This is a genomic window from Dyella sp. C11, from assembly GCF_003121485.1.
Classification (GTDB): domain Bacteria; phylum Pseudomonadota; class Gammaproteobacteria; order Xanthomonadales; family Rhodanobacteraceae; genus Dyella.
In genome coordinates this window covers 97,589-108,431 of sequence record NZ_QAVX01000017.1, presented here as the reverse complement: position 1 = coordinate 108,431, position 10,843 = coordinate 97,589, and the positions used below count along the sequence as shown (strand labels likewise).

The window sequence follows — 10,843 nt, the reverse complement described above, 5'->3', positions numbered from 1 at the left end:
CCCTCCACGATCAGCCGCGAGATTCAGCGTAACGGCGGTCGCGAGCGGTACCGAGCCAACGGCGCCGATGTGCGCGCATGGCATTGCGCCTGTCGGCCCAAGGTCTGCAAGCTGTGCATGCACCCCCTGTTGGCCAAACGTGTCGCCAGCAAGTTGCAGCAACGATGGTCGCCGGTGCAAATTGCCGGTTGGCTAAAGAAGCGATCCAAGGGCCATGAGGAGCGTCGGGTGTCGCACGAGACCATCTATCGCAGTCTCTTCATTCAAGCCCGTGGCGCCTTGAAAAAGGACCTCCTGGCGCATCTCAGGCGTCCGCGAACGATGCGTCGATCACGCCACCACACGCAGAAGACGGCCCATCACGGTCAGCTCACCGACATGGTGTCGATCCGGGAGCGTCCGGCAGAAGTCGAAGATCGCGCCATACCAGGTCACTGGGAAGGTGACCTGTTGATGGGCAGTCACCACAGCCAAATCGCCACGCTGGTGGAGCGTCGTACGCGCTACGTCATGTTGGTCAAGGTACCCAGTAAAGACACCAAGACCGTGATCGATGCACTCATCAAGCATGCGCACAAGCTTCCACGCGAACTGTATCGGTCGTTGACCTGGGATCGCGGCAAGGAGATGGGCGAGCATCGTCGCTTCACACTGGCGACGGATATCCAGGTCTACTTCTGCGATCCACAACACCCGTGGCAGCGCGGCTCGAACGAAAATACCAACGGGTTGCTCCGCCAATATTTTCCTAAAGGCACTGACCTGTCAGGCATCTCGCAAGCTAAGCTTGATGCTGTTGCACGACAGCTCAATGAGCGGCTGCGCCAAACGTTGGACTTCGATACGCCGGCCGAACGATTCCAGCAATGTGTTGCGTTGACCGGCTGAAGTCGCAACCCAAAGCGGACAGTTTCAGCCTGACAATCAACGCTGGAGACGGAGAAAAATGACATCGAGTCGATTCGCCGATTTGGCCTTAGTGTTGGTGGCAGCAGGCTGGCTTCTCTGCTTCTACGGCGTGATGTCTCAACTGGGTGACCCATCGCCGACAACGCCTTCGTCAGTCATCGAGGCACACAGGCACACATCCATCGCCATTTTGCTCGTGGGTGTCCTGTGCCTGGTCAGTTCCCTGTGGTTGTCGGGACGCTCGTATGTGGAGGCAATGAAGCGCTCCCTCATGGCTGCGGTCTTGGCAGTCGCTCCTGTCGTCGCCGCTTTTGTAAGCCTGTACTAGTAGGCTTTGATCTGTCCGCTTCCGACCCACGGCGGACGTTTCAAAACGGGGCAGGGGCACTCCTCAAGCGACAGCGTACTCACCCATGCGGATAGCCGGACGGATCGGCAGCGTGAGGTCGCCGGCGATGAGCTGCAGTTCGCCGTCCTGGATCAGGCATTGCAGGCGCATGCTCCGCTCGCACAGGGCAGCCAGTTGCTTTATGTCGGCGTGGTCGATGGCGAGCACGCTGAGGTTGTCGTGGCGGGTGAGTGTGCTGGCGATCTTGCTCCACCAGACGTCGACGGCATGGCCGCCATAGGCCAGCACCACGACGTGCCGCGACTGGTTGCAGGCTTTGCGCAAGCGTGTTTCATCAGGCAGGCCGACGTCGATCCACAGCTCGATCTCGTCGGTATAGGCCTTGCGCCACAGGGCCGGTTCGTCGGTGTCGCTGAGCCCCTTGCCGAACTCCAGCCGTTCGTCAGCATAAAGCGCAAACGCGAGCAGGCGCGCCATCAATCGCTCCTCGGTTTCCGACGGATGCCGGGCGAGGGTCAATGCGTGGGTGGCGTAGTAGTGTCGATCCATGTCGCTGATCGACAGTTCGGCCTTGTGGATGGTGGCGGTGAGGGCCATGGGGGCACTTGAGTGGGCGTAAAGCCACCATTTTACGCGGCTTTGCCCCGGGAGCGGAAAGACACCCGGGGCCATGCTAGAGCCGCCCGTGTTGCGGCCATGCCAGGAGGTTGGCCGTAGTCGTCCATCAAATGCAGAGTCGGGCTCACGCCGTTGTCTGTGTCGCCAAATCTGCCCGCTGTTCCGATCAATCCGTCGGCGTGGGATAACGAGCTAGCATTGGTCCGCTTTCGACCCATAGCGGACGTTTTAGCATAGCGGGTGGGTTCCGTTTGATACCAATGATCAGGGGGGTATTCCATGCGTATGAATGATGAAGGAGGTCATCTTTTTTCGTTCAGTCGATGGATGCTTTCGCTCTTGCTTCTTGCTGGTTTCGCGTCGCCGTCATTGTCGTCTGCTGTCGACGCCCCCACGAATTCCGGCGTTAGTTCATGGGGCGGTCCAAGCGGAATAGCTGAAGGTGATTCCTACGTGCAGATCGCAGTCCGTACGATCTATGTGGAAGACAGCCGCCGGACGCGCAATAGACTTGTCGTGGAGCTGGCCCAGTGGGTGCGCAAGCATTCTGAGCAAGTGTCTCGGGCAGACATTGACGCGTTGGCATTTCAGATGGGTGATGCCGACGATGGAGTGCGACTATGGACTGCCGGAGCGCTGGGGTCCCTCGGTGCGCGAGCTGGAAGTGCTGTCCCTATCCTTCAGGAGGATCTAAGGGATCGGCCGTGCGATTTTCGACCAGCAACTTCCGCAGGGGCCATTCGGTTGGCGTTGGTGCGAATCGGAGTTCAGCCCACTTACGCGCCTTGTCTAAATTCGGGGCCATAGAAAAGGTCCGCTTCCGACCCAGAGCGGACATCGAAATGAGAGTGTGGACAACATGCAGATATTCGAGTCGCAAACGGATCGGCAATCACTAGAACGGTTTGGCCAAGAAGCTGTCACTTTGCTGCATGACGGCAATTTTCGGGCAATGGCAGAGCGCTTCGGCTACGCCCTTGCCTATGGGAGAGAGCCGGCAAACGCGATTGAGGCAGATCTCATCGCCAGTTTATCCGAGGACGGGGAGTTCCCTGGCGACATCGCCGCATCGGTGGTGATCAAGTACTTCGAGGCCGATGCGACAGAAAGCACCGGATTGGTAGCGGCCGTTGAATGCATCACCCATGTCGCCGACGGCTCGGCAGTGCTTCTCGCGCTTGTTATCACTGGAAGGGGCGTGGATCGGTATATCACGCTGGAAGGAATCGATCGGGTCCGCTAGAAATGCTCGGTAAGGTCCGCTCCCGACCCGAAGCGGACACTCAAGAAAGTAGGTGGCATAGCGCCTTTTCAGGTTTTCACTAAGGCCTTGAGCGCGCGCTCTATCCCCTTTTCAAATCAGCCAATCAGAGGTTGCCGACATGGAGATCGTCAAGTTGAGGGAGCGCGCTGGATACGTGTCTGAGTTGGCGAAGCTGCATTTTGACGCATGGGGGTATCTGCGGCCGCATGAGACGTTGAGCGAGCGAACGGCTCGCCTGGATGAGACGTCCCGCGCGCTGGATATGCCTACGGTTCTTATCGCAGTCGAGTTCGGCCAGTTGCTCGGTTCCGCTACGCTTCAAGCCAGTGACGGTTTGCTGCCGGACATTGAGCTGACGCCTTGGCTGGCCGGTGTCTACGTCAAAACCGCGCATCGGTCGCGGGGAATTGCCGCAAGGCTGATTCGTGAGATCGAGACGCTGGCGTTTGCGAAGGGCTTTTCAACCTTGAATCTCTGCACCCATGATCACGAGGTCTACTATGCCGGCCTTGGTTATAGGACCTTAGCCACCCAGGACTTTCGGGGCGAGCCAACGTCCATCATGGCAAAGGCCCTCGGGTAGGTCCGCTTTCGACCGGAAGCGGACATTGAGCAAGAGATTGCCGGACTGGCGCCCTTCGCAGTCGTTGCGGAGGATCGGCTTTTTTGGGGGAGAATAGGTATCTATGAAGCACCGGTTTCCTGGGTGGTTTCCTTATCTGCTATTGGGCGTCTTGGGCGGAATAACTGGGGCCTGCACTGTTGCGATACTTGGATCAGAGGCAATTTATGGCGTAGGCGCCTATGTAACACTTGGTTTGTTGGCAGCCGCTGTCTGCGCGCTAGCGTGGAGCTTCCTGTATGCCATTCGTTACAGCGTGCAGGTGCGCCCAGAGGGTGTCTTAATCACTGGGGCGTTCCGAATCCGCACTATTCCTTTGGACTCCATCGCACAGGTCATCACTGCGAGTGCTCCTAGAAGTGGCACGGACTCGTGGCTACTAGATAAGGACGACACATGCCTTGCAAAGCTCGCCGGAAGTCTGGTTGGGTTCGAGGTCCTTCTTGTCGAGTTGGGGCAAGCGTTGCGCCCTTATCAGGTGCTTTTCTATCGGCGGGAAAACTTCGGGCCGTGGCAAATGCAAGTTGCCGGCGACTCACATTGGGTGCCTTATGAAGCACCGCGTTTCGCAAGGAAAAGCGGGCGCCGCATGATGATCGCGACCGTCTTTGCCCTTCTTCTGATAGTCATAGCTGTCATGCTTTCAAGACGCTAGGAAACGTAAATTCTGGCCGATCTTTAACGGTGTCAGATGTCCGCTTCCGACCCAAAGCGGACCCCCAAAAAATCAGTTCATCGCAAGAAATCATGGCCCGTGGCCAGTGGTATTTGAGCTGGCAAGCATTGCCCGGATTTGGGCGTCCTTGATACGTTGCGATCTCCCCAAACTGTTAAGGAGTTTCGATGGATTCGACGAGCCAGGCAGTTTATGAAAATCGTATCAAGAGCTTGGAACGTTCACTGCGCTGTACGCAATGGACGATGGCCGTCCTGTTGATCGCAGTGATATTCCTCGGCCTCGCTTGGTACGGGGTTGGCGGCATAACGCAGCGTCAAGTCACGACTAATCGCGTGGTGGTGGTCGATGACTCGGGTGCCGTGCGTGTGAGGCTTGGGCAGGACAAGCAGGATACTAAGCGAGCCAGTCGCGCCGCGGGCATCGTTCTTTACGATAAGGCGGGGCACGAACGTGGCGGCATGGCGACTATGGACAACGGTCGTGTGGCTTTTGGTCTGGATGCGCCCAATGTGCCTGACGGCAAGGAGTCCGACCGTGTTGGCATGATGGTGGACGCAAAGGGCCACGTGATGTTTGCCGTAGCAGACAACCAAGGCGTCCCTGTTGTGATGATGAAGTCTGCCGATGCCGGCGGAACGTTGCAGGTGATGTCCGCCACGCCGGATCAGAAACAAGTCGACGTACGGACGCTCGGGGTGAAGGGAGACACCCAGTCAACGATGGGCGGTGGCTGACAGAGCATAGGTCCGCTTTCGACCCGAACCGGACATTCGGGAATGTCCAGAATCTTACCCCTTCAATCGGTGAACGGAATCATGTCCGACCAAAAGAGCCAAGCTGAGGTCTTTGTGTACGGCCTAGTTCACGGGCTCGTTACACCTGACGAGGTGGGTCGATGGGCAGAGGGTTTGCTATCAGCGACTCCGGCACCCGAGAGCTGGATCATCGAGTTGTGCACAGGCGAGGAGCGAAGCCCTAAGGAACTAATCGCCACCCTCCATACAGTTCCTGGCGCGTCTAACCCGGCTGACGTGAATGCGGGTGTGAACAATCTGCTTACGAGGAAGAACAAGCCTTTTGAGCTGTTTGCACCCGAACTGTTGCCGCCATCGTTCGTCTCCCCTCTAAGGCTTGTCCAGTACGCGCGGACGGGGCATTTTCCTTACGACCCGTCCGTGTGGTTCATTGATGCCGCGTCAAGCCACGCAAGATCACTGCTCAGGCACGTGAGGGACGTCAATCCGTTATATGTGCCGTTCGCGAAAGTGGGCGATCGATTCCTGAGCTTTGATTCCAGCGCCAAAAACGGCGTGGTAGTCGTAGACATCGTTGAGCGGATCGTGGCCCAGCTTGAAAGCGCCGCCTCTTGGTTTGACTCATACGAACAGCGGGCAAACGAGATTGTTTGGCACCTGGACGTGCCGGGATAGTTGAAGATCAAAGGTCCGCTTTCGACCCATAGCGGACGTCAAGGCGAATGAGGATGGGCGGGTCAGGAGACAGTGGAGCGACGATGAATTTGACTGCTGCAATGACGCTGGCTTTTGTCGCGATTTTCGGCCGCTGGTACTTGATGCTGGTGGCCGGGAGGGCCTGGAAGGGTATTTCCAAATCTCATCCTGAGTTCGCAGCAGAGCTTTACGCATCCGGTTTGGACATGGCTTTCTATGGCATTGGTCCCCTTAACTGGAAGCCGCTATTTCGGCACCCCGTGCCACACGATATTGAGTCAACAATAAGGCGCTTGCGGCGCGTAGTTCTGACCACCGGCCTGCTCGGCTTGGCGGCGCTTATTTACGTGCCTGCAACCTTCTTGCATGAGGCCATGATCGGCTAGGGCGCGTCCGCTTCCGACCCGTAGCGGACATTCATGACGCCCCTATCTATCGTGTAATCGATTTCCTCTTTTACAAGGATGAAAGATGCACTTGTCCGACGCCCGCAGCGTTTTCATGCGGAAGCGGTTCTGTATTTCGTTACTCCTTCTCGTGCTTGTGCTGGCTTTGACGGGCCAGCATCTTCAGGCCCAAGCGATTCAGCCCAGTTTTCGTTGCGGACCAGCCAACAGTGCCGTGGAAAGGACTATCTGCTCCAATACGGTGTTGGCGCAACTCGATTCAGAACTCACGCCACTTTATTCGTACTTGGTCGCTCATGTGACCCCGGATGAGCGCAAGAGGCTAATTTCGGAACAGCGCGAGTGGTTGGCGGTTGGCCGCGTCAAAGGCTGCACTGATTCGGGGCTCGCGCCCTGTATGGTCAACAACTACAGTTTGCGAATTACCGCTTTGACTACGAAGCGCAACAGTCTTGGCGAGGATGGCGGTGATGAATCGCTCGGCGATGGCGAATCGACTGCCATTGGAGGTGCTGAATTCGGCTGCAAAAAGGACCAGGTGACCCTGACCTTCCCTGATGATGATCCGTCGTTGAATCAGGCTGGCAGGGGCGTACTAAATGCGACCTACGTGGATTGTCGCTTCTCCGATGGTGCAACCATTCGAGTGAAGTCTGGATACGCATTTCCTCCCATGCCATATGGGTACTGCGGATTGTCTCCACCCTTGAAGCTCAGTGTGTGGCTGAACCATAGAAAGGTTGTTTCGGAGATGGTGTTTACTGGCCAGTGTGAAGAACCTTTCGCGGAATCTTTGTCATTCAACGAAAAGGGCGCAAGCTACTGCCTGAAGACGAGACCGAATGGCGATGCCGATCTGCCAGAGCGCTTCAAGGCAACGAATGAATTGTGTGGCGGCTGGGCGTTTGATCAGGCCAGTCCGCTTGATGTTGTTGAATTTCCACCCAAGGGCAAGAAGCCCGCGGAAGTCGGGAGCTTGACGCTGGAGGCGAGCGGGCCAATGAGCACAGTGTGTGCGGGAATGCTCGTTCTTGATTCCAATGGCGAACCTTTTGTTCCCGATGGTCTGCCAACGCCAGCATGGGTGACGCAAGATGTGCATGCATCACAACCTGATACGTTGTCGGACGATGGGTCAGTTAGAGTGGCCACGTTCGACCTAACCAATACGGGCCGTACGAGCAGGGTCTATTCAATGGACGAGAATAAGCCGTTCTTCGATGGGACGGCTTTAGGTACCGGTGGAAACGATGTTCTTGCCAAGCCGTTTAATCCCGAAAATTGGGATGACGCTGTTGCAGAAGGCATTTATGTGTTCCAGTTTGCACACGCAAGCGTCTTCTTCGCGCTTGGCAAAACGCACATGTTGCTCAATCCCGTGAACCACCTGGAAGACCCAACGGTGATCGCCTTGAGAGGTCAGTCAGTCGTGACAGAGTGTACGTTTCATCGCACGCAAGAGAATTTTTGAAATCTCAAGGCAGTCTCCGAACTGCTTGGCGGTGGCGCTGTCCTTCAGGGACAGCCCGCGTCTGCTTTCTGCCCGTCTACATGTCTGCTACGGGTCGAACGATCTGAAAGTGGATGCATATGACCCCAATGTCCGCTTCCGACCCATGGCGGACATTCGCCACCAGGTGGATATGGCAGGGAAAGCGATGCGAACGTTTTTATGCCTGCTGGCACCGGTTTACGCGTTCTTCGTTGGACTGTTCACCACTTCTATCCAGAACGGACGAACGTTGGGTTGGAGGCCGGGCAATCATGACCATTGTGAATCAACGAAGCGTGTGTGCTTGCGGGGCATCGGGGACGCATGTCCATGGTGTGTTGCTGGCCCGTTTCTTTTGTCACTGCACGATCTGTCAGTCGCTGTACAAGCGGCCCTGGGCAGACGTAATGGTCTTCCGTCCAGGCGCCATCACCGTCTCTGACCCGAACAGGCTGGCGTTCCGTCGCTATCGCTCGCTGCCCGCGCTGAATCGCGGGGTGTGCTCGGCCTGCGGGTCGCCGGTGGTTGCCCTTACGCCGGGGCCGTCTGCCTCGGGGCTTGGCTTTATGCCTGCGGGCACGTTTGAAAATCCCGGTGAATTGCCTCCGCCGACACATCACATTTTCTACGATCGCAGGGTGGCGGACGTGGACGACGCGCTGCCCAAGATCCATGGATATTGGCGCAGCGAGCTTGCTGTCGGCAGCTTGGTGGTGCGGGGCCTTCTTGCAGCGAGAAAGCTGTCCTGAGTCGAAAACCATGTGCTCTACGTTGCGGCGTGCGCGGGCACTACGCCGGAACGTAAGTCAGCCTGACGATGTTCTCGTCGATCATTTCGTTTGCCACGAGGCGCAGCGGTGGTCGGGCAGCGGCGAAGAACGGTTTGCCATGCCCAATCACCACGGGATGTATGTAGATGCGGTACTCGTCGATCAGGCCAAGATCGCCAAGGCTGCGTGCAAGCTCGGGGCCGGCAACTTCAATCTCTCCTTTCAGCTCGGCCTTTAGCTCTCGAATCACCGCTTCCACGTTGTCGGCGACAAGGGTGGCATTCGGCCCAACGGATGTCAGCGAACGTGATACGACCCACTTGGGCTGTTTGCGCCACGCGACGGCGTACTCGTGTTCGTCCGCGCTCCACTCGGGAGAATCTTCGTCCCAGTAACGCATCACCTCGTACATGCGGCGGCCGTACACGCTGCCCGTCTGATCGCGCACCTGCTCGATGAAGTGACGGAAGAGGGCCGGCGAGGGCGACATGGCCTGGTGGTCAATGTAGCCATCCAGGGACTGGTTCAATCCGTAGACAAGCTTTGCCATGGAACCTCTCCATACGGGGAGTTTCAGCCTAGTGCGGGTCACCGCAGCGCGGCGTGAGGATCAAACATAGGCCATTCGCCAGAGCGACTTGCGCTAACACCTGCTCGCGGCTTCCGGTGCACAATAGCCGGGTGCTCAAGGGAGATGCTCATGTCCCGATGGTCGCGAGTTTGCCATGCGCTATTTTTCGTCGCTTCGTCTGCGCTGGCGGACGAGGTTCACCAGCACGGTGTGCCCGAAGCGTTGGGCGACGTATCGTTTCCGGTCTCGTGCGATCCGGCGCAACAGCAGCCGTTCAATCGCGCCGTCGCACTGCTGCATTCCTTTGCGTATACCGAGGCCGAGCAGGCGTTCCAGGACATCACCGTGAAAGATCCCCACTGCGCCATGGCGTATTGGGGGCTGGCGATGGTGCATTTCCATCCGGTGTGGACACCATCGCTGCCGCCTGACTCGTTTGAACAGGCACAGAAGAACATGCAGCAGGCGTCGCGGCTGGGTGCGGCGTCGGATCGCGAAAAGGGCTTCATTCACGCCGGCAGCGTGCTGTTCCAGGCGACTCCAGGCGTCAAGACGAACCAGCGCACGGAAGCCTACGAACAGGCGATGGGGCAGGTGGCCAGCGACCATCCCAAGGATACGGAAGCGCAGGTGTTCTATGCGTTGGCCATGCTTTCCAACGTATCGTCCACCGACAAGACCCACGCGAAGCAGAAGCAGGCCATCGCGATATTGCAGCCGCTTTTTCGCGCACATCCCGATCATCCGGGGCTCGCGCACTATCTGATCCACGCCTGCGACAGCCAGGAACTGGCGCAGCAGGGTCTGCCCGCTGCGCGCGTGTACGCCAAGATCGCGCCTTCCGCACCACACGCACTGCATATGCCTTCGCACATCTTCACGCGGCTGGGGCTGTGGGACGATTCGATCCAGTCCAATCTGGCCTCCAAGCAATCCGCGCACAGGCATGGCGATGCGATGGGCGAGCTTCACGCCATGGACTATCTGGTCTATGCCTATCTGCAGGAAGGCAAGGACGGGCAAGCGGCGGGTGTGGTCGAAGAGATGAAGGCCATGCCTGCGCTGGACATGAACGAGTTTGCGATTGCTTATGCAGCCACCGCCATGCCGATACGCCTGGCGGTGGAGCGCAGGCAATGGAACGATGCGGCGCAGGTGGTGGCCTTGCCCGGCGCTCCGCCCTCGGTCCAGGCCATTGCGGTGTGGGCCAGAGGGATGGGCCTTGCGCGTACCGGCCACGCCGCCGAAGCCAGCGCTGAAGCCCAGAAGCTCCATCATCTGGAAAAGCAGCTGCGCGATGCCGGTGATGACTATTGGGCCGTCCAGACGGCCGTACTGGCCGATGAGGTCACCGCGTGGTCAAGCCAGGCCAGCGGCAACACCGACCAGGCGCGCTCGCTGCTTCAGGCTGCTGCCGACCGCGAAGACAGCCTGGAAAAACGACCGGTAACGCCAGGCCCCATTCTTCCCGCGCGCGAGCAACTGGGCGATCTGCTCGCGTTGCAAGGCCATCCAGCCGACGCGAGCGAGGCCTATCGTGCCGCCCTGATCCAGGCGCCCGGCCGGCGCGGTGCGCTGCTTGGCGAGGCGCAGGTCGATCAGCGTGCGCACTGACGTAAGCCCAAGGCGCGCTGGTGATTCGGCATGCGCGACGGGGCAGGGCGAAACGCACGTGCCCATGTCTGCTTTGGAGTTGTCTTCCCGCTGAGGA

The 10,843-nt window shown here is 58.4% G+C and carries 11 protein-coding genes; 9 read left to right on the top strand and 2 right to left on the bottom strand.

Going from position 1 to position 10,843, the window contains the following annotated elements:
- Nucleotides 1-888: IS30 family transposase (locus DK366_RS15760; protein WP_109126511.1), on the top strand; the 888-nt coding region annotated here is incomplete at its 5' end.
- 412 nt (nt 889-1,300) lie between these two features.
- Here DK366_RS15760 and DK366_RS15750 read toward each other — a convergent pair.
- Complete coding sequence (locus DK366_RS15750) at nt 1,301-1,855, bottom strand: YaeQ family protein (protein WP_109126509.1); 555 nt, start codon at nt 1,853-1,855, stop codon at nt 1,301-1,303.
- Between the two features lie 871 nt (nt 1,856-2,726).
- Here DK366_RS15750 and DK366_RS15745 point away from each other — a divergent pair.
- The 7 genes from DK366_RS15745 (at nt 2,727) to DK366_RS15710 (ending at nt 8,540) form a co-directional block, all read left to right on the top strand.
- The gene (locus DK366_RS15745) at nt 2,727-3,119 is read left to right on the top strand and encodes a hypothetical protein (RefSeq protein ID WP_198651596.1); all 393 of its coding nucleotides are present in this window, start codon (nt 2,727-2,729) and stop codon (nt 3,117-3,119) included.
- A gap of 139 nt (nt 3,120-3,258) precedes the next feature.
- A complete protein-coding gene (locus DK366_RS15740; RefSeq protein ID WP_109126507.1) occupies nt 3,259-3,723 on the top strand; it encodes a GNAT family N-acetyltransferase in 465 nt (154 codons plus the stop codon).
- An 882-nt stretch (nt 3,724-4,605) separates the two neighbouring features.
- Entirely contained in the window at nt 4,606-5,175 is a 570-nt protein-coding gene (locus tag DK366_RS15730) for a hypothetical protein (protein ID WP_109126505.1), read from the top strand.
- Nucleotides 5,176-5,256: 81 nt separating this feature from the next.
- Nucleotides 5,257-5,871, top strand: coding sequence for a hypothetical protein (locus tag DK366_RS15725; protein WP_157956583.1), 615 nt, complete (start codon nt 5,257-5,259; stop codon nt 5,869-5,871).
- Between the two features lie 83 nt (nt 5,872-5,954).
- Complete coding sequence (locus DK366_RS15720; RefSeq protein WP_157956582.1) at nt 5,955-6,278, top strand: hypothetical protein; 324 nt, start codon at nt 5,955-5,957, stop codon at nt 6,276-6,278.
- A 91-nt stretch (nt 6,279-6,369) separates the two neighbouring features.
- Nucleotides 6,370-7,770, top strand: coding sequence for a hypothetical protein (locus DK366_RS15715; RefSeq protein WP_157956581.1), 1,401 nt, complete (start codon nt 6,370-6,372; stop codon nt 7,768-7,770).
- 293 nt (nt 7,771-8,063) lie between these two features.
- Nucleotides 8,064-8,540: a GFA family protein gene (locus DK366_RS15710; RefSeq protein ID WP_157956580.1), complete on the top strand. Its 477-nt coding sequence runs from the start codon at nt 8,064-8,066 to the stop codon at nt 8,538-8,540.
- 40 nt (nt 8,541-8,580) lie between these two features.
- Here the strand turns inward: DK366_RS15710 and DK366_RS15705 are convergent, their stop codons facing one another.
- On the bottom strand, nt 8,581-9,111 hold the full coding sequence (locus DK366_RS15705; RefSeq protein WP_109126500.1) for a dihydrofolate reductase family protein: 531 nt from the start codon (nt 9,109-9,111) through the stop codon (nt 8,581-8,583).
- 150 nt (nt 9,112-9,261) lie between these two features.
- Between DK366_RS15705 and DK366_RS15700 the strand changes: the two genes are divergently transcribed.
- Nucleotides 9,262-10,746 carry a hypothetical protein gene (locus DK366_RS15700; RefSeq protein ID WP_109126499.1) on the top strand — a complete coding sequence of 495 codons (1,485 nt, stop codon included), beginning with the start codon at nt 9,262-9,264 and terminating at the stop codon, nt 10,744-10,746.
- Nucleotides 10,747-10,843 lie beyond the last annotated feature (97 nt).

Bases quoted from the DNA above. Each gene is read 5' to 3' on its own strand.
- DK366_RS15700 (WP_109126499.1), top strand. From the start codon at position 9,262: ATGTCCCGATGGTCGCGAGTTTGCCATGCGCTATTTTTCGTCGCTTCG.
- DK366_RS15740 (WP_109126507.1), top strand. From the start codon at position 3,259: ATGGAGATCGTCAAGTTGAGGGAGCGCGCTGGATACGTGTCTGAGTTG.
- DK366_RS15710 (WP_157956580.1), top strand. From the start codon at position 8,064: ATGACCATTGTGAATCAACGAAGCGTGTGTGCTTGCGGGGCATCGGGG.
- DK366_RS15730 (WP_109126505.1), top strand. From the start codon at position 4,606: ATGGATTCGACGAGCCAGGCAGTTTATGAAAATCGTATCAAGAGCTTG.
- DK366_RS15725 (WP_157956583.1), top strand. From the start codon at position 5,257: ATGTCCGACCAAAAGAGCCAAGCTGAGGTCTTTGTGTACGGCCTAGTT.
- DK366_RS15720 (WP_157956582.1), top strand. From the start codon at position 5,955: ATGAATTTGACTGCTGCAATGACGCTGGCTTTTGTCGCGATTTTCGGC.
- DK366_RS15750 (WP_109126509.1), bottom strand. From the start codon at position 1,855: ATGGCCCTCACCGCCACCATCCACAAGGCCGAACTGTCGATCAGCGAC.
- DK366_RS15705 (WP_109126500.1), bottom strand. From the start codon at position 9,111: ATGGCAAAGCTTGTCTACGGATTGAACCAGTCCCTGGATGGCTACATT.